This window comes from Arthrobacter sp. lap29 (genome assembly GCF_032458965.1).
Taxonomy (GTDB): Bacteria; Actinomycetota; Actinomycetes; order Actinomycetales; family Micrococcaceae; genus Specibacter; species Specibacter psychrochitiniphilus.
This window is the reverse complement of record NZ_JAUCEK010000008.1, coordinates 1-18531: the sequence shown is the minus strand read 5'-3', so window position 1 is coordinate 18531 and position 18531 is coordinate 1. Positions and strand designations below refer to the sequence as shown.

Annotated in this window: 13 protein-coding genes; 4 read left to right on the top strand and 9 right to left on the bottom strand. The window is 59.9% G+C overall.

Features of this window, described 5'->3' with window-relative positions:
- Position 1: 1 nt before the first annotated feature.
- Positions 2-1012, bottom strand: coding sequence for an ROK family glucokinase (locus RY113_RS13720; RefSeq protein WP_315915009.1), 1011 nt, complete (start codon positions 1010-1012; stop codon positions 2-4).
- A 161-nt stretch (positions 1013-1173) separates the two neighbouring features.
- Between RY113_RS13720 and RY113_RS13715 the strand changes: the two genes are divergently transcribed.
- A complete protein-coding gene (locus tag RY113_RS13715) occupies positions 1174-2988 on the top strand; it encodes an AMP-dependent synthetase/ligase (protein ID WP_315915007.1) in 1815 nt (604 codons plus the stop codon).
- 128 nt (positions 2989-3116) lie between these two features.
- Here RY113_RS13715 and RY113_RS13710 read toward each other — a convergent pair whose 3' ends face one another.
- Together RY113_RS13710 and gcvP are read right to left on the bottom strand one after the other, a co-directional pair.
- Positions 3117-6512 carry a pyruvate carboxylase gene (locus RY113_RS13710; protein WP_315915005.1) on the bottom strand — a complete coding sequence of 1132 codons (3396 nt, stop codon included), beginning with the start codon at positions 6510-6512 and terminating at the stop codon, positions 3117-3119.
- A 282-nt stretch (positions 6513-6794) separates the two neighbouring features.
- On the bottom strand, positions 6795-9671 hold the full coding sequence (gene gcvP / locus RY113_RS13705; RefSeq protein WP_315915154.1) for an aminomethyl-transferring glycine dehydrogenase: 2877 nt from the start codon (positions 9669-9671) through the stop codon (positions 6795-6797).
- A 151-nt stretch (positions 9672-9822) separates the two neighbouring features.
- Between gcvP and RY113_RS13700 the strand changes: the two genes are divergently transcribed.
- Complete coding sequence (locus tag RY113_RS13700) at positions 9823-10659, top strand: ParA family protein (RefSeq protein ID WP_110106022.1); 837 nt, start codon at positions 9823-9825, stop codon at positions 10657-10659.
- 371 nt (positions 10660-11030) lie between these two features.
- On the opposite strand, the gene RY113_RS13695 is transcribed toward RY113_RS13700, so the two are convergent.
- From RY113_RS13695 to gcvH, 5 genes are all read right to left on the bottom strand, one after another.
- Entirely contained in the window at positions 11031-11567 is a 537-nt protein-coding gene (locus tag RY113_RS13695) for a MerR family transcriptional regulator (protein ID WP_179442535.1), read from the bottom strand.
- Positions 11568-11884: 317 nt separating this feature from the next.
- Positions 11885-12403, bottom strand: coding sequence for a bifunctional nuclease family protein (locus RY113_RS13690; RefSeq protein WP_110106020.1), 519 nt, complete (start codon positions 12401-12403; stop codon positions 11885-11887).
- The gene (locus tag RY113_RS13685; RefSeq protein WP_315915153.1) at positions 12400-13125 is read right to left on the bottom strand and encodes a MerR family transcriptional regulator; all 726 of its coding nucleotides are present in this window, start codon (positions 13123-13125) and stop codon (positions 12400-12402) included. Before RY113_RS13685 ends, RY113_RS13690 begins: the two co-directional genes overlap by 4 nt.
- Positions 13126-13174: 49 nt before the next feature.
- Positions 13175-13675, bottom strand: coding sequence for an FHA domain-containing protein (locus RY113_RS13680; protein ID WP_110106018.1), 501 nt, complete (start codon positions 13673-13675; stop codon positions 13175-13177).
- Positions 13676-13818: 143 nt separating this feature from the next.
- Positions 13819-14205 (bottom strand): glycine cleavage system protein GcvH, encoded by a 387-nt coding sequence (gene gcvH / locus RY113_RS13675; protein ID WP_110106222.1) that lies wholly within the window; start codon positions 14203-14205, stop codon positions 13819-13821.
- Between the two features lie 198 nt (positions 14206-14403).
- On the opposite strand from gcvH, the gene RY113_RS13670 reads away from it, so the two are divergent.
- The gene (locus RY113_RS13670) at positions 14404-15129 is read left to right on the top strand and encodes a hypothetical protein (RefSeq protein WP_315915002.1); all 726 of its coding nucleotides are present in this window, start codon (positions 14404-14406) and stop codon (positions 15127-15129) included.
- Positions 15130-15495: 366 nt separating this feature from the next.
- Here RY113_RS13670 and RY113_RS13665 read toward each other — a convergent pair whose 3' ends face one another.
- Positions 15496-15987 carry a GNAT family N-acetyltransferase gene (locus RY113_RS13665; protein WP_315915001.1) on the bottom strand — a complete coding sequence of 164 codons (492 nt, stop codon included), beginning with the start codon at positions 15985-15987 and terminating at the stop codon, positions 15496-15498.
- A 506-nt stretch (positions 15988-16493) separates the two neighbouring features.
- Between RY113_RS13665 and RY113_RS13660 the strand changes: the two genes are divergently transcribed.
- A complete protein-coding gene (locus RY113_RS13660; protein ID WP_315915000.1) occupies positions 16494-18290 on the top strand; it encodes an acyl-CoA dehydrogenase in 1797 nt (598 codons plus the stop codon).
- Positions 18291-18531 lie beyond the last annotated feature (241 nt).

Below are 18531 nucleotides of genomic sequence, written 5' to 3'. Positions count from 1 at the left end.
TTTATCGGCGGTACCTCTCTAGTGGGCGCTGCTGGGTTCTGGCCAAATCGGCTGCCCCCACTAATCCAGCCGACGGGCCTAACTGCGCCTTCATAATGAGGGCTTCTTGCCGGTATCCGCGGCCCGTTAAGTTACGGAGGTAGGCTCGGCGGGTGGGATCCAGCAAGAGCTCACCCGCAGCACTGAGGCCTCCGCCAATAACGAACAGAGCCGGGTCCAAAGCAGCCGCCAGGTTGGCAATGCCCAGACCCAGCCATTCCCCAACCTCAGCGACTAGCTCCTGCGCTGTGGCTTCGCCTTCCAAGGCCAAGGCTGTCACCACGGAGCCTGTGATGTTCTTGGGGCGGCCGTTAGCCGCAGCGAGCAGGCCGGCGGCCATGGGTGAGTGCTTTCTGGCCAACTCGCGGCCCTCGCGCCCCAGGGCGTTCCCCGAGGCGTATTGCTCCCAGCAACCCCTGTTCCCGCATTCGCAACGATGCCCCCCGGGCATGATGATTTGGTGCCCGAACTCTCCTGCCATACCGAAGCTGCCGCGTTCCACCCGGCCGTCAATGACCAGGGCACCGCCAATTCCGGTTCCCAGGGTCAGCATGACCATTCTGTCGCGGCCCCTGCCCGCACCAAAGCGCCATTCCGCCCAGGCGGCGGCATCGGCGTCGTTAGTGACCAAAACGGGCCGGTGCAACATGGCTTCAAGGTTTTGCCGCAGCGGCTCATCCCGCCACGCAAGATGAGGGCTGAACACCACGGTGGAACCGGGTAAGTCCATCCAACCAGCGGCCCCGATACCCACGGAATCAATGCGGTGACGGCCTTCGAGCTCATGCACCAGCTCGCCGATCACCGCTTCCACGGCACGGGCATCACGTCCGGGTGTCGCCCGCCGCAGTTCCTCCAAGATCTCGCCTGCTGCATTCACCACACCGGCAGCAACCTTGCTCCCGCCAATGTCAATCCCTAAGGACAGTGGGGCGGGGAGTTCTGGCACAGGATCGGAACGAGATGAACACATGAGCAAATTCTAGCGATCGAAGCTGCGGAGGACAGAAATTGAAAGTGTGAGCTGAAGAACATAATGTTACTCATGAGTAACATTATGGTTCCGTCGGATAACGCACTTCGCGGATAGAGTAAAGCAACACGATCGCAGGTCCACATAACAAAGGAGCTATTGTGCAAGAGATTTCCGTTCCGGCCAAGGTTGTCAGTCCAAGCACCATGAACACCACCGACTTTGTGCTGCGTCAGGCAAAATTGCCTGCCAACCCGGCACTTTTCTCCAAGCGCAATGCTGATAATGTCTGGGTTGATATCTCCGCCAAAGAGTTCTTAGCTGACGCCAGCGCCATCGCCAAGGGCTTGATTGCCTCTGGCATCACTGTGGGTGACCGCGTGGGAATCATGGCCCGCACGCGCTACGAATGGTCCCTGGTGGACTTTGGAATATGGTTTGCAGGTGCCGTTTCCGTGCCGATCTACGAAACTTCCTCTCCTTCACAGGTGGCGTGGAACTTGGGTGACTCGGCCGCCGTGGCAGTCTTTGCCGAGACCGGCGCCCATGAGAACATCATCCGCCAGGCCGCTCACAATGAGAACTTAACAACCCTGGCCCACGTGTGGCAGTTGGAAGGCGATGGCCTGGACGCCTTGCGTGAAGCAGGCCGTGAGGTCAGCGACGAGGCTTTGGAAGCAGCGCGCAGCGCCAATGGCCTCGATGACGTGGCCACCATTATCTACACCTCAGGCACCACGGGCCGCCCCAAGGGCTGCATGCTTACACACAGCAACTTTGTGGAACTCAGTGAGAATGCTTTGGCGGTGTTGGGCGAAACAGTTGTCCCGCCGGGATCTCAAACCATCATGTTCCTACCGCTGGCCCACGTGTTCGCCCGGTACATTTCCGTGCTTGCTGTTGCCGGAGGCGCAAAAGTTGGGCACACCCCGGACATCAAGCACCTGCTCGAAGACTTGCAAAGCTTCAAACCAACGTTCATCCTGGCCGTGCCGCGCGTCTTTGAAAAGGTATACAACTCTGCCTCTTTGAAGGCCGAAGGTGAAGGCAAGGGCAAGATCTTCGCCGCTGCCACCAAGACGGCCATCGACTACTCACGCGCCACTCAAGCAGGCGGCGCCGGCATAGTACTCAAAGCCAAGCATGCTCTCTTCGACAAACTCGTCTACACGAAGTTGCGGGCAGCTATGGGCGGCAATGTTCGTCACGCAGTTTCAGGCGGTGGGCCGTTAGGTGAACGCCTGGGGCACTTCTTCCAGGGCATTGGGTTACAGATACTGGAAGGATACGGCCTGACGGAGACCACAGCACCCATCACGGTCAACCGACCAGAACGCATTAGGATCGGCACCGTAGGGGCCCCGCTACCGGGAAACGCGGTCAAGATTGCGGACGACGGCGAAATTCTAGCCAAGGGCGTCTGTGTCATGAAGGGCTACTTCGGCCGTGATGATCTCACGGCAGAAACCTTCGTAGACGGTTGGTTCCGCACCGGCGACATTGGCCAACTCGACGACCAGGGCTTCCTGAAAATCACGGGACGCAAGAAGGAAATCATTGTCACCTCCGGCGGCAAGAACGTGGTTCCGGCCCTGCTCGAGGACCAGATTCGTGCCGATGCGATCGTCTCGCAGTGTGTTGTTATTGGCGAGCAACGCCCGTTCATTGCCGCGCTTGTCACCCTTGACGAAGACGCTCTTCCGCAGTGGGGTAAGGCTCACGGCCTGGCGGCTGGCATCACCGTGGCCAAGGCCGCCCAGGACCCCATCGTCTTGGCTGCTGTTCAGAACGCGGTAAACCGGGCCAACTCCACTGTCTCGTCAGCGGAGGCCATCAAGCAGTTCAGGATTGTTGACACCGACTTCACCGAAACCTCAGGCCACTTGACGCCCTCCCTGAAGGTCAAGCGCGCCCAGGTCATGAAGGACTTCGACTCCGTGGTGGAGGAGATATACCTGAGCAAGAAACCCGTCTAGTCACCCACACAAACAACTCGGGCCTCGATGAGCTCGACCACGCAGGACGGATGTCTGCGCCAATGGTCAAGCTCATCGAGGCCCTTTTTGCTGAATTAGCCCGCCCTAAGAGACGGCGGCACCGGTTGTTAGACGATGACCACCAGCAGGTCACCACCTTGTACCTGGGAAATGCCAGATACTGCCAGACGGGAGACGGTGCCGCCCACCGGCGTCGTGATGGAGGCTTCCATCTTCATAGCCTCGATGGTGGCAACGGTGGCACCCGCCTCAACCACGTCACCGACAGCAACCTTGAGGCTCACGGCGCCAGCGAAGGGTGCGGCAACCTGTCCTGCCACGGACTCCTCAGCCTTCTCGGCAGCTTTGACGGTGCTTTCAATGCTGCGATCGCGCACCACCACGGGCCGGCTTTGACCATTGAGTTTGGCCATGACTGTACGCATGCCCTTCTCATCGGGCTCAGAGACGGTCTCCAGCTCGGCGATCAGGCGCACACCCTTGCCCAGCGCCATCACATGCTCCACACCGCGGCGCAGGCCGTACAGGTAATCCCGGGTATCCAGGACAGAGATGTCGCCGTAGCTCTTGCGGATCTCCTCGAAGTCCTTCGTGGGCCCGGCGAACAGCAACCGGTTCAGTGCCGCACGGCGGGTGGCACTGTCTCCGGCCAGCTGGGCACTGTCATCGGCGGTGAGGGTGCCCATGCGTTCCACGACGGTGCGCCCCTGCAGCGCCTTGGTGCGGAACGGCTCGGGCCAGCCACCGGGAGGGGTGCCCAGCTCGCCGCCCAAGAAGCCCACTACCGAGTCCGGGATATCGTAGTTCTGCGGATTCTCCTCGAAGTCTGCCGGGTCTGCCTTGATGCCAACCAGGTGCAGGGCCAGATCTCCCACTACCTTGGACGACGGCGTGACCTTGACCAAGTGTCCCAGGATCCTATCCGCTGCGGTGTACATGTCTTCGATTTCCTCGAAGCGCTCCCCCAAGCCCAGCGCGATGGCTTGTTGGCGCAGATTGGAGAGCTGACCGCCGGGGATCTCATGGAGGTACACGCGGCCTGTAGGGGCAGCCAATCCCGATTCGAACGGTGAGTACAGCCGGCGTACTGCCTCCCAGTACGGCTCGAGTGAGCTGATGGCAGCCAGATCGATCCCGGTGTCCCGTTCGGTGTGCGCCAGGGCGGCCACCAGAGCGGAGGCCGAGGGCTGGCTCGTGGTGCCGGCCAGCGCAGCAGAGGCGACGTCAACGGCGTCGACCCCTGCATTGATGGCGGCCATCAGGGTGGCAAGTTGGCCACCGGCCGTGTCATGGGTGTGCAGGTGTACCGGGAGGTCGAAGCGCTCGCGCAGGGCCGTGACAAGCTTCGCGGCAGCTGCCGGGCGCAGCACGCCCGCCATGTCCTTGATGGCCAGGATGTGGGCGCCGGCATCAACAATGCGTTGGGCCAGTTCCAGGTAGTAATCCAAGGTGTAAATGGTCTCGGCCGGGTCCAGCAGATCCCCGGTGTAGCAGAGTGCCACCTCGGCCACGGCGGTGCCGGTGGCGCGCACGGCCTTAATGGCCGGCTCCATCTGGTCCACATCATTAAGCGCATCAAAAATGCGGAAAATGTCAATGCCACTCGCGGCAGCTTCTTGGACAAAAGCGTCGGTGACCTCGGCCGGGTACGGGGTGTAACCCACCGTATTGCGCCCGCGCAGCAGCATCTGCAGGCAGACATTCGGCAGGGCCTCGCGCAACTGGGTCAGGCGCTGCCACGGGTCTTCGCCTAGGAAGCGCAGGGAGACGTCATAGGTGGCGCCACCCCAGGCCTCTACGGAGAGCAGCTGGGGCGTCAGCACGGAGACTGCCGGCCCAGCCGCCAGCAGGTCTCTGGTGCGTACCCGGGTTGCCAGCAGCGACTGGTGTGCGTCACGGAAGGTGGTGTCCGTGACGGCCACGGCGGTCTGGGCGCGCAATGCGGCGGCGAAGCCCTCAGGCCCCAGCTCGGCGAGTTGCTGGCGTGAACCGGCAGGTGCATCAGCAAGGTCCACGGCGGGCAGCTTGCGGGCCGGATCCTCCAGCACCAAAAGCTCACCATTGGGCTTGTTCACCGTGACATCAGCAAGCCAGGTCAGCAACTTGGTGCCACGGTCGCTGGAGACATGAGAGTTCAGCAGTTCTGGGCGCTCATCAATGAAGGAGGTGGCCACATCCCCGGCATTGAATGCCGGGTCATCCAGGACTGCCTGCAGGAAGGCGATGTTGGTGGAGACGCCGCGGATACGGAACTCGGCCAATGAACGGCGGGCGCGTGAGACTGCCGTCTTGTAGTCGCGGCCTCGGCAGGTGAGCTTGACCAGCATGGAGTCAAAGTGTGGGCTGACCTCGGCGCCTGTGTAGATGGTGCCGCCATCGAGCCGCACACCTGCACCACCGGCGGACCGGTACGTGGTGATCGTGCCAACGTCGGGACGGAAACCGTTGGAGGGGTCTTCCGTGGTGATGCGGCACTGGAGCGCCGCACCCTTGACGTGGACGTTTTCCTGACTCAGGCCCAGATCGGCGAGGGTTTCACCGGCGGCAATGCGCAACTGGGCTTGGACCAGGTCCACGTCCGTGATTTCTTCGGTTACCGTGTGTTCGACCTGAATACGGGGGTTCATTTCAATGAAAACGTGCTGACCTGCCCGCTCACCGACCGTGTCAACAAGGAACTCAACTGTTCCAGCGTTGACGTAGCCCATGGCTTTGGCGAACTTTACGGCGTCAGCATGCAATGCTTTGCGGATGTTTTCATCCAGGTTCGGGGCAGGAGCAATTTCCACAACCTTCTGGTGGCGGCGCTGCAGCGAACAATCACGCTCAAAGAGGTGAATGACGTTGCCCTCGTTATCGGCCAGGATCTGGACCTCAATGTGGCGCGGGCGCAGCACTGCTTGTTCCAAGAACATGGTGGCGTCACCAAAGGCTGCATCAGCCTCTCGCATGGCCGCCTTCAGAGCCTCTTCGAGGTCTTCAGCCTTTTCCACCCGGCGCATGCCACGGCCACCGCCGCCAGCCACCGCTTTGGCGAAAATGGGGAAGCCAATCTCCGCAGCGGCTCCCAGCAGGTACTCAAGATCCGCGCTCGGCTCGCTGGAACGCAGAACCGGGATGCCAGCCTTGCGGGCCGCGTCCAAGGCGTGGACTTTGTTACCGGTCAATTCCAGCACTTCAGCCGGCGGACCAACAAAAGTGATTCCGGCTTCACGGGCCGCACTGGCCAGCTCAGGATTTTCGGACAAGAAGCCGTAGCCCGGGTAGATGGCATCCGCACCGGATTCCTTGGCTACTCGGATCACCTCAGCAACGTTCAGGTAGGCCCGGACCGGATGCCCTTCTTCACCAATCAGGTAAGCCTCATCAGCCTTCTGGCGGTGGATGGAAGTGCGGTCCTCATAGGGGAAAACCGCTACCGTCTTGGCACCGAGCTCGTAGCTGGCACGAAAGGCACGGATAGCGATCTCGCCGCGGTTGGCAACCAGAATTTTCGAAAACATCTCACTCCTGTGTGGACGATACCGTTTGGCTGCTGCACCGCGAAGGCAGCGCAACAGCGAACTTAGAGGAACCGGCCCCGTGTGAATCCAGGCCGGCACCCCGTCTTAATAAAGCCGAGTCTGTATGAAGCAAAATATCTAACGCTCCAAAGGACTAGAACTCCCGAACCTGCGATGCCCCACAAACTGTGCTGCTCATCACCGTTGTCAGCGTAGCAAATCCTGCCACCAAACCAACTGTGACTCCGCACACAGTTGGTTTGGTGGGGAGAACCACCTCGTTTAGAAAACTTCCGCTAGTTCTTCAATGGACGGGCAGGAGCAGACCAAGTTGCGGTCCCCGTACGCCTGATCGATCCGGCGCACTACGGGCCAATACTTGGCCCGAGGGTCCACACCCGCCGGGAAAACAGCGGTTTCGCGGCTGTAGGGGTGTTCCCACTCCTGTGCAATGCTTTGTGCCGTGTGCGGTGCGTTGACTAGCGGGTTGTCCGCAGCCGGCCATTGCCCGTCCTGGACAGCTGCAATTTCTCGACGGATGGAGATCATGGCGTTGATGAAGCGATCAATTTCAGCCAAGTCCTCCGATTCCGTGGGCTCCACCATCAAGGTGCCCGGGACGGGGAAGGACATGGTGGGAGCGTGGAAGCCGTAGTCGATGAGGCGCTTGGCCACATCATCCACGCTGACACCGGAATCCGCGGTAATGCCGCGCAGATCCAAAATGCACTCGTGAGCCACCAGATCATTGGCGCCCGTGTACAGAACCGGGTAATGCTCGCTCAGGCGCCGGGCAATATAGTTCGCAGAGAGGATGGCCGTCTGGGTGGCCAGGCGCAGCCCGTCCGGTCCCATCATGCGGATATAAGCCCAGGAGATGGGCAGGATCGACGCCGAACCGTACGGTGCGCTGGAAACCAGACCCACCGTGGTGTCTGCGCCGAGCTCGCGGGCGGGCAGGTGTTTGGCCAGGTGGGCACCAACAGCTACGGGGCCCACGCCTGGACCGCCGCCGCCGTGCGGAATGCAGAACGTCTTGTGCAGGTTCAGGTGGGAAACGTCGGCACCAAATTGCCCGGGCTGGGCCAAACCAACCAGAGCGTTCAAGTTGGCACCGTCCACGTAAACCTGGCCTCCGGCGTCGTGGATCATGGCGCAGATGTTGGAAATCTCCGTCTCAAACACGCCGTGGGTTGACGGGTAGGTGACCATGATGGCAGCCAAGTTGTTTTCGTGGACGTGGATCTGGGCCTTCAGATCATCAATATCAACGTTGCCGAATCCGTCCGTGGCAACCGGGACTACCTTCAGCCCGGCCATGACGGCTGAGGCGGCGTTGGTGCCGTGCGCGGAAGCGGGTATCAGCACAATATCGCGGTGCGGGTTGCCGTTTTCCACGTGGAAGGCGCGGATGGCCATGAGGCCAGCAAATTCACCTTGCGAACCGGCGTTGGGCTGAACCGAAACGGCGTCATAGCCGGTAATTTCCGCCAGCCAGGACTCCAGCTGTGTGGCCATTTCCACAATGCCCACGGTGTCCGCGGCGGGTGCGAACGGGTGCAGGTTGGAAAATTCCGGCCACGTCACGGCAGCCATCTCGGCGGTGGCGTTGAGCTTCATGGTGCACGAGCCCAAAGGGATCATGCCGCGGTCCAGCGCATAGTCTGCATCCGAGAGTTTACGCAGGTAGCGCAGCATCTGGGTCTCTGAGTTGTGCGCGTGGAACACCTCATTGCTCATGAAGCCCGTGGCACGGTGCGGGGTGGGAAGCAGAACATCCTCCGCAAACTGGGCAATTTTCGGCCCCTGAGCGGAGGGAGACTGTGCGCCAGTGAACTCAGTGCCAAACAGTGTGGCGAACCCGGCAACGTCTGCTTCCGTGGTGGTTTCATCGACGGCAATCTGCACGTGATCGTGGTCCACCTGGCGCAGGAGGTAGCCAGCGGCGTGGGCTGCCGCCACCAGCTCAGCGGCTGCGTGGCCGCTAACAGAGGCTATCCGGATCTTGAGGGTGTCAAAGTAGTTGGCGTGCACCACGGTGTGACCGGCAGCCGTTGCAGTCTCTGCAACAGCCACGGCCATGGCATGGACGCGGGTGGCAATACGTTTGAGGCCTTCGGGGCCGTGATAGACGGCGTACATGCCAGCCATGACGGCCAGCAGCACCTGTGCCGTGCAAATGTTGGAGGTGGCCTTCTCGCGGCGAATGTGCTGCTCACGGGTCTGCAGTGCAAGGCGGTAGGCCTGGTTTCCGGCGGCGTCCTTGGAGACGCCCACCAAACGGCCCGGCAGTGCACGCTCCAGTCCCTTGCGAACGGCCATGTAGCCGGCGTGCGGGCCACCAAAGCCCATGGGCACGCCAAAGCGCTGCGAGGATCCCACAGCAAGATCGGCTCCGAGCTCACCGGGAGATTCCAGCAGCGTCAGCGCCAGCAGATCTGCGGCAACCGCCACCAGAGCCTTCTTCTCATGGGCCGCAGCGATGACGGGTCCAAGCTCACGGATCATTCCGGAATCGCCAGGGTACTGCACAAGCACGCCAAAGAACTCAACGTCCGGGAGTTCGTTCTCGAAGTCATGGACCCGCACGGGGATGCCCATGGCCTTGGCACGGGTGTTGATCACGGCCAAGGTCTGCGGGAAAACATCGGCGTCCACCAGCAGCACAGCATCATCGGAGGCACCGCGGTTGCTGCGGCGCATCAAGGCAACGGCTTCGGCCGCGGCTGTTCCCTCATCCAGCATGGAGGCGTTGGCCGTGACCATTCCGGTGAGATCCGCCACAACTGTTTGGAAGTTCAGAAGTGCTTCAAGGCGGCCTTGGGAAATTTCGGGCTGGTAGGGCGTGTATGCCGTGTACCAGGCGGGGCTCTCCAAGACGTTACGCTGGATAACTCCGGGGGTGTGGGTGCCATAATAGCCTTGGCCAATATAGGACTTGTTCACGGTGTTCTTTGCCGCCAGCACGCGCAATTCGGCCAGCATGGCCTCCTCAGACACAGCGGCCTGAAGCGAGAGCGGCTGGCTCATGTAGATCGATTTGGGCAGCGCCGCAATAGAAAGCTCGTCCAAAGAACCAAATCCAAGGACGCTCAACATATGATGAATGTGGGGTTGCGATGCAACCCCGATGTGACGATCGCTAAAGACGGCCGACACAAGGTTGTTTGTGTTTTGGCTCCCGGGCAGAAAATCAAAGGTATTTGTCAATGGGTTCTCCAAGTCGCGAACGTTCCACAGCTATTGTATGTGTCAATGCCAATACCAGGCATATCAGTAAAAAAGCAACGCAAAGGGTAATGGTTCATCCGTGCAAGTAGTGAGTATCAGCAGCCTCAAGGGTGGCGTCGGCAAGACCTCAGTCACGCTCGGTTTGGCCTCGGCAGCGTTGGCTGCCGGCATCCCGACACTCGTCATAGACCTTGACCCTCATGCCGACGCCACCACCGGGCTAGGTGTTGTCCCGCGCGGTCAGCTAGACATTGGCCAGATGATCAAGAATGCCAAGAAGGTCGATCTTGGTGCCAACGTGGCCCCCAGCGGCTGGTTGGCCGCCCACAAGAACGACGACGGGCCCCTCCCCACGCTTGACGTTGCCATGGGCTCGGCGTTTAGCGGGATTTATGATCGCCCCGATCTGGGCAAACGTGATTTGCGCAGACTTGCCACTCTTTTGGCCAATGCCGACCGTGATGGCAGTGCTCCGTACCAGTTGGTCCTGATTGACTGCCCACCCTCGCTCAATGGTTTGACGCGCATGGCGTGGACAGCCAGCAGCCGGGTTCTTTTGGTGGCTGAGCCGGGCCTGTTCTCGGTTGCCGGCACTCAGCGTACTTTGCGCGCCATTGAGCTTTTCCGAACTGAATTCGCTCCGGCGCTGGTGCCAGCCGGGATTGTGGCCAACCGTGTTCGGACTGGCTCCAATGAGCACGCGTACCGTCTGGCAGAGATGCGGACCATGTTTAGCGATCTACTGCTCTCCCCCACCATCCCCGAACAGGCCAATTGGCAGCAGATTCAAGGTGCCGCACATCCGGTGCACCAATGGCCAGGAGACTCCGCCAAGAACGCCTCAGCTCTCTTTGACCGGTTGCTTGACTCTGTGCTGAACCAGAGCGCCACCCGTAGCCGCCTCTACCGCGGCTAGGATTCCGCACCTGTCAGCGCCGCTTTCGGCCCAGCCAACAAAAATGCCATGGTTTGACGTAAATGCCACAGCTCAACGGAATTTTTCAAGCTGCTTGTGACAGTTGATGGTTTGGGCGGTTGATCCAGACTTCGCTGGGCGGGGTTTTGATGGTTGGCCGGCGGGTGTAGCGTTCCGGGTTTTGGGTGTGGTGGTTATCAAGGACTTCTTGCCGGAGGGTCTGGACTGTGGTCCAGTACCCTTCGTGCACGGAGTCTGGGGTGTAGCCGTTCAGGCCTGACACGGAGGGTCAAGCTGTGGCATTTACGTCAAACCATGGCATTTCTCAAGGGTGGAAGCTGTAGACGCGAATTCACGCGCCAAGGTGGAGATTAGGAGATCTTGCGTGCTTCCCGACGCTTGCTCAGCTCATCGCCAGGAAACGTCTGCACTGCTGCGTGTTCGCTGGGGAGGGCTGCCAAGCTACCCTCAACTTCACGCCAGACCCGGCCAACAGCAATGCCGAAGACGCCTTGGCCGCCTTGGACCAGATCGATGACCTCGTCTGCGGAGGTGCATTCGTAGACGGATGCGCCGTCACTCATCAACGTGATTTGGGCCAGATCTTCAACACCGCGTTCGCGCAGGTGTTCCACGGCAGAGCGGATCTGTTGCAGGGACACTCCCGTATCCAAGAGCCTCTTGACGACCTTCAGGACCAGGATGTCTCGGAAGCCGTAGAGGCGTTGGGAACCTGAACCCGCCGCGCCGCGCACCGCCGGTTCAACAAGCCCGGTACGGGCCCAATAATCGAGCTGACGGTAGGTGATGCCAGCCGCTTTACATGCGGTGGGTCCGCGGTAGCCTGCGTTCTGGTCCAGAACTGGAAGATCCTCGGTAAAGAGCAACCCCTGTGACCCTGCACTCAAAGCCGTGCTGGGGACAGCAGCGGCATTAGTTCCGCCGACGTCACTGGTGGCACTCACGTGGATCCTCCTATTCGAAGCTCCCCTGAATGGATGGTTGCGTTGCACATGGAAGCAAGGCATACAAGGAGAGTCAGAGATAGCCCGTCTCTCAAGTCTGCCCGCAGCAGCCGTGGCTTGCAATGGGGAACTCAATACCTTGACGTTAGATCGGTGCGAGTCCAAGGTCAAAGATCTCGGCACTTCATTTTTAGCGTGTCGAAAGTTTCGACCTCAGCCTGAACCTTAGGTGACTGTGGGAAAGCTCGGAAAACCGGGGTTTACTTCTCAAAATCTTCAGGTTCAACGTCGTTGAGGAATTCCCTAAATTGACGAACCTCACGTTCCTTGGCATCGTCATCGGCACTATCCCCAGCAGCTTCGGCGCCGCCGGAGGCTTCCTCGTGAGGACCAATCTCAACCCCAGCCTCATCCACCAGGCTTTCCGCAGCCCAGATGGAGCAATGGGCACGCTGGGCGATGGCAATGGCATCAGAGGCCCTTGAGCTGACAGTGGTGCTGTCATCCATGACCAGTTCGCCATGGAAAACACCCTCCTCAACCTTGGTCAAATTTACCCGCACTATTTTACGGCCCAGCGCATGGACCACCTCACACAAGAGATCGTGGGTGAGTGGGCGGGGCGGGATGACCCCTTGTTCGGCCAAGGCGATGGCTGTGGCCTCTGCGGCTCCAATCCAGATCGGGATGTGCCGCGGGCCACTGCGCTCGCGCAACAGCACCAGGGGCTGGTTGGAGGGCATCTCGATCCGCACGCCAACAATTTCCACTTCAATCATGAGCTTTCCATCTCCGCAATCCGCACCTGGACCAGGGAGCTGTGCAAGGTCAAGCAGAGTTCGGCAATCTCGCGGGCGGCTTCGGCGGCGCGCACCGCGGATGTGCCATCCTTGCGTGAGGACAGCGGAGCCACTACGCGTTCCACCAAACCGAACTCACGCTCTGCCGCTGCTTGGAACGGGCGCAGGTGCCGCGGTTCAAGCCCGTGCGCGGCCAGTGCGGTGCAGGCCTGGGCAATCTTTACGGCGTGCTCGTCAAAGGTGCCGTCCTTATTTTCCACAAGTCCATAGCTGACCATGGTTGCCAGCAGTTCTGCGCCGGCCCCGGATTCAATCCGCAGTTGCTCGGCCGTCAAACGGCGGGACTTACTCTTGAGTTCTCGGGCAAGTTCGTCAGAGACCATCCGTGGTGCCACAGATACTCCTGGCGGGAGGTTCAGCGGTGTCAAGCCTTGATCTATCGCATCCAAATACTCCCGGATGACCTTCAACGGCAGGTAGTGATCGCGTTGCAGCGCCAGGACAAACCGCAGACGTTCGACGTCGGGCTCCCGGAATTGGCGGTAGCCCGCCGGGGTGCGCTGCGGGGTGATGAGCCCCTTTTCTTCATAAAAACGGATCTTGGACGCCGTCACAGAAGGGAAATCAGCGCACAGCAAAGCAAGCACCTCACCGATATTCAAGACGGTTGCGGCGCCGGTCCGCCGGCTGCTGGAATGCACATCCACCAGCCGGCGCCCTGCTGCGGAATTCACGCTTCCCACGGTGCCCTTAGGAATCCGATGAACTGGTACTGTCACCGGCTCCCGGATTGGCACTGAAGTAGTAGGTCAGGCGGAATTTGCCAATCTGCACCTCGTTGCCGGTCCGTAGCCGGACTGCATCCACCCTGTCACCATTGACGTACGTGCCGTTGAGGCTGCCGGAATCGACAACTTCAAAGCCGCCGTCGAACTTGATGAAGTTCACGTGGCGGCGTGAGACGGTGACATCGTCAAGGAAAATGTCAGCGTCTGGATGCCGCCCGGCGGTGGTCACTTGACTGTCAAGCAGGAAACGAGCCCCTGCATTCGGCCCCATGTGCGCAATGAGCAGAGCCGAACCCGCGGGCAGCGAGTTCACGGCATTTTGTTCATCAGGCGCCAAAATCGGTACCGACGTTGGACCGCCCTGGACCGGAGGAAGCTGAATCGAAGTGGTATCTGGTGCACCGGGCTGATCCTTGAGGCCCGCCTGATCGTTCACCCCGGCGTCGTTACCTCTGTCAACCATTGGTACTCCTCCTTGTAAAAAGTCTTTGAGGGTTCACTCGAACCCACAATATTACCAACTTACGAGCCGTTGCTGTGAATGCTCTGACACGCACCACCCGGTACCGCGGCGCGGACGGGCGTCTGGAACATAGCTTCCAGCTACTAGCCTACCTTTTCCTGGTACTGCGCCGCGCTGAGCAATGAGCCGTAGCTGGACACATCGCTGAGGGTGATTTCCACCAGCCAGCCCGCTCCGTAAGGATCGGAGTTAATAAGGGATGGATCCGCATCCAAATCCTCGTTGCGGGCCGAAACCTGCCCCGTCAATGGTGCGTAAATGTCACTGACGCTCTTCGTCGATTCGACTTCGCCCACCACGGTATCGGCCGTAACATCCGCGCCGTTCTCGGGCATTTGCACGTAGACAACATCTCCCAAGGCGTCCTGGGCGAAATCGGTGATGCCAACCCGCACCACGCCGTCAGCTGTGGGGGCTGAAACCCATTCGTGCTCTGCTGTGTAGGACAGATCTGCGGGAATATTGCTCATGATGGGCACCTTTCGAGGTTCATCGCTGCCGCGCGAAGAAAGTGAAGTTTAAATTAAAACATGCTCCAAGGCCGTTTTCGCTCCTTGACCACGTCCAGTCTTTAGGGTGGAGCCGTTCTTTACAAGTCGAAGGTGCATTCTAGCAAATTAGTCACTTCTGCGCCCGAACCATAGCGCCGACTCTGACATGATTCATCTATGACTGATTCTGTGACGCCTCCCACCGCCGGCGGTTCCCCTAGCAGCCTAGACAACGGCCGCAGGGGCAAAATGCCCGTCTGGCTTGTGCGCACCATCATCGGTGCTATCGCCATAGCCGTTCTTGTCATTGTCTATTTGATTGCCTCGGTGACGGTTCCGTTGATGTGGGCCAACTCCATCAGGGGCCAGATTGGCGGCCAACTGGGTAACAGCATTCCGTTGGGCATGTTTTACGGCTTCGTTTTCACCTTTGTCCCTGTTCTGATTGCCTGGCAGGCGCACCGGAGGGCGTTCAACAAGTGGGTGCGGCTGAGTTTGGTGGCGCTGGGACTGGTGCTGCTCATCCCCAACCTGCTGACTCTTGGGGTACTGTACGGCAGCACGCAATCCGCTGCCGACGCCCGGTCCATCTGGGCCAACAGCGCCAACTGGTTTGGTACTTGGAGCCAAGTATTCATGGTGGTTGGCGTGGTCTGTGCCGTGGCGCTCATTGTCCTAGGCAGGATGTGGCTGCGCCGCAGCAAGAAGCTACGTGAGGTCAAGGCAGCGGAAAAGATCGTTCGCAAAGACCAGCAGGAACGGGAGCGGGCATCCCGGCAGGAGGCAAAGACTGCCGCACGTGCTGGCCACACGAAGCCTGCCCCCACACCTGAACTCCCCGGAACCACCCCCGTAAAAACCAGCAAACCACCAGAGGGAAATGTCGGGACGCCCGCGCCGTAGGGCAACTGGGTCACCCGCGCACTCTGGCTTTGCTTGCTTTGGGCGTGCCCTAGTGCTCTGGGCGTTTCCTAGTGAGAGGCACCTTCGCGGTGTAACTGGGACTGCTGACAGACGGCGGGACTCTGCCCCGGGCAGCTACTGCACCGGGCGCGGTTCTTGCGCCAGGAACTTTTGCTCTGGCCGCCCCGGAGAGAGCGCTAGTACTGAGCATAGGATTCCTTGGACTTGAGACCACCTACAGCACCACCGGTCATGAGTGGGCCTGTTGCTGACGGATTGGCACTGGCAGCCTACTGTGTGATCCCCACGAGCCATTATTACCACCTGGACTGCGGCAATCTTGGGTCTTGGATGTGGACGGATGGCCTAAAATTCCATTCCATGCAGCGCCGCCTCCACCGGGTCCCTTTCCCAGAACAGTTGAAGAAGCGGGTGAGGTTGCCCCTGGGCATCGTTTTCTGATCGACCTACGGGCCTAAATCCACGTTTAACATAGAAAACAGCGGCACGCGGGTTCTGTTCGTTGACATCTAGGGTCAGCCGAGGCGTCTGATCCTTGGCCCACTCCAAAAGTCTGCTGCCCACACCTTTGGACCTGGCTTCATCAGCCACATAGAGCATCGCCACATGATCACTGTCCATGCCAATAAAACCTAGAATGCAGCCATTTCGCTCCGCTACATGGATTCTCAGGCTTGGGATGTGCTTGTCCCTAACCAGGGGCTCAAGCCTGTCGATCGCCTCAAGCGAAAGAAAATAGTGGGTGGCCTCAACGGAATCCCGCCAGACATTTGTCAACTCTTCAAGGTCTTCGGCCACGCGTCCAGGACGCAGAACAAGAACTGGGGCAATCACCACGATTCTCCGTTTCCTCCCCACTTACTTGCCTCGGGGGAATGATCTGGACGCACGCCTGATCCTATTACCCCGGCGTTTCCCACATTACTGTGGCACCAACCCGGGCCTGGACCAAGCGATCGAAGGTTTCTGAGCGGGCTATGACTTCTGGGCAAATAAAGACGGCCCATACAAGCATCGGCGAGATACTCATATGGGCCTAACCGCCGCTAACTCTGAGAAGAGCGCGTTGGCTATCAAGAACATTACCTCTCAACAGGCCAAAGACCTGCACCGAAACGGACAATGAGCCGCATGTCACTTTGTCCAACCGCCCCCCACTGCGGGTTCCTTCTTAGCTCACCGCATGATCCTGTTCCCACCACGGGAACCTCCCCGCACGTGGAAGTGTTTTGCGAGGCGATGAAGGAACCTTCCATCACCTTTAGAAATATGAGCCACGCCACATTACTGGCAAGTAACAAATATTCACCACAAACGGCCCGCGTCGCGGTACGCTGACGATTATGAGTGAATACCAGCCTCCAATTGCAGACATTGCCTTCGCACTCGAACATGTTGTGGGTTACCCGGACATCGCCACGTTGCCAGGCTACGAACACGCTGACCTCGACACCGTTGTCGAACTCCTGGAACAGTGCGGTGAGTTCATGGCGGAGATCGTTGCGCCACTGAACCGACAGGGGGACATTCAGGGTTCCCACCTCAAACCCGACGGCACTGTTCTCACCCCCGATGGTTTCAAGGATGCGTACCAGCAATATGTCGACGCCGGATGGGGATCCGTGCCGCTGCCCGAGGAATACGGCGGTGGCGGTTTCCCTCGCGCCGTCGGCCTTGCCATCCAAGAGATGTTTAACAGCGCCAACTTGGCATTCTCCTTATGCCCGTTGCTGACGCAAGGTGCCATCGACGCCCTGCTGCACTATGGCGATGACAAAATGAAGAACCGTTATTTGCCCAAGATGGTCAGTGGCGAGTGGACAGGCACCATGAACCTCACCGAACCGCAGGCCGGCTCGGATGTTGGCGCCCTGACCACCAAGGCCGTGAAGAATGAGGACGGCAGCTACGCCATCACGGGCCAGAAAATCTTCATCACCTACGGTGACCACGACATGGCCGAGCAGATCGTGCATCTGGTGCTCGCCCGCACGCCCGGGGCGCCTGAGGGAACCCGCGGCATTTCATGTTTTATAGTGCCCAAATACTTGGTCAACGACGATGAGTCGCTCGGCGAACGCAACAACGTGGAAACTGTCTCCCTGGAACACAAGATGGGCATCCATGCTTCCCCCACGTGTGTGCTGTCCTACGAGAATGCAACGGGATACTTGATCGGCGAAGAGAACAAGGGAATGCGCATCATGTTTGTCATGATGAACGCTGCCCGTCTGGGTGTTGGTGCGCAGGGCCTTGCAGTGGCAGAGCGCGCCTACCAGCAATCGCTCGAGTACGCGCAGCAGCGCCAGCAGGGTCTGGCCATTGGAGCCACGGGCGCTACTTCAGCCATTATCGAATTCCCTGACGTGCGGCGCATGCTCATGACCCAGCGCGCCAGCATCGCAGCCCTGCGCTACTTGATGCTGCTGGACGCAAGCTATGTGGATATCAGCACCCACGATCCCGATCCGGCAGTCCGCGCGCGGGCCGATGAGATCGTAGGAATACTGACCCCAATCTGCAAGTCGTTCGGCACTGACATGGGGAACGAGCTCACCTCGCTGGCACTACAGATCCAAGGGGGAATGGGCTTCATTGAAGAGACAGGGGCCGCCCAGCACGTACGCGACGTCCGCATTGCCGCTATTTACGAAGGTACCAACGGCATTCAGGCGGCCGATCTCGTTGGCCGCAAACTGGGGGTCCGAGGAGGCGCCTCCATTCTGGAGTTCATTGCCACCATGCGCGAAGTGGAAACGGACCTGGCCAACGCAGGCGCTGACTTTGACGGCATCCGGGAGGAATTAGAGCGTCAGTTCAGTGAGTTGGAGAGAGCAACCCATTGGATGCTCAAGACCGGGCAGGGCGACCCCAATTCCGTGCTGGCCGGCTCGACACCCTACTTGCGAATGTGGGGGCTGTGCACCAGTGCCTGGATGCTGGCACGGGCAGCCGTTGCTGCGGCAAAGACGGATGATGCCAGCCTGGCGGACAACCAGTTGGTATTGGCCCGTTTCTACGCCCAGCAAATCCTGCCCCAGAGTGGCAGCCTGCTGGGTGCCGCAACAGCGGGCGCCACGGACCTGTTCGCCTTGGACGCCCATAGCCTCTCGGGTGCAGCACGCAAAGTGAGGAACTAGCCTTCAAGTATGTAAGACTCACTCCGCCAGTCAAGGACGGTTCAACCGCAAGCCGGCGAATGCCAGCGCAAGCAGAGGAATCTGGGGTGAGCAGGCGAATCCAGCGTACTGATGGCTGTGTGTGCGCCCTTGCGAACATGACTCTTTGAGCGCATGCGTAATCAGGTGGCTTCTGTTCTTGCAGAAGCCACCCGATCGTCTTTGGTACCCCTTCCCCGACTCCCGTGCGGTCATTTGGGCC

Coding starts and splice junctions, on each gene's coding strand:
- RY113_RS13680 (WP_110106018.1), bottom strand. CDS start 13,675: ATGGTTGACAGAGGTAACGACGCCGGGGTGAACGATCAGGCGGGCCTC.
- RY113_RS13670 (WP_315915002.1), top strand. CDS start 14,404: ATGACTGATTCTGTGACGCCTCCCACCGCCGGCGGTTCCCCTAGCAGC.
- RY113_RS13660 (WP_315915000.1), top strand. CDS start 16,494: ATGAGTGAATACCAGCCTCCAATTGCAGACATTGCCTTCGCACTCGAA.
- RY113_RS13690 (WP_110106020.1), bottom strand. CDS start 12,403: ATGATTGAAGTGGAAATTGTTGGCGTGCGGATCGAGATGCCCTCCAAC.
- gcvH (WP_110106222.1), bottom strand. CDS start 14,205: ATGAGCAATATTCCCGCAGATCTGTCCTACACAGCAGAGCACGAATGG.
- RY113_RS13720 (WP_315915009.1), bottom strand. CDS start 1,012: ATGTGTTCATCTCGTTCCGATCCTGTGCCAGAACTCCCCGCCCCACTG.
- RY113_RS13710 (WP_315915005.1), bottom strand. CDS start 6,512: ATGTTTTCGAAAATTCTGGTTGCCAACCGCGGCGAGATCGCTATCCGT.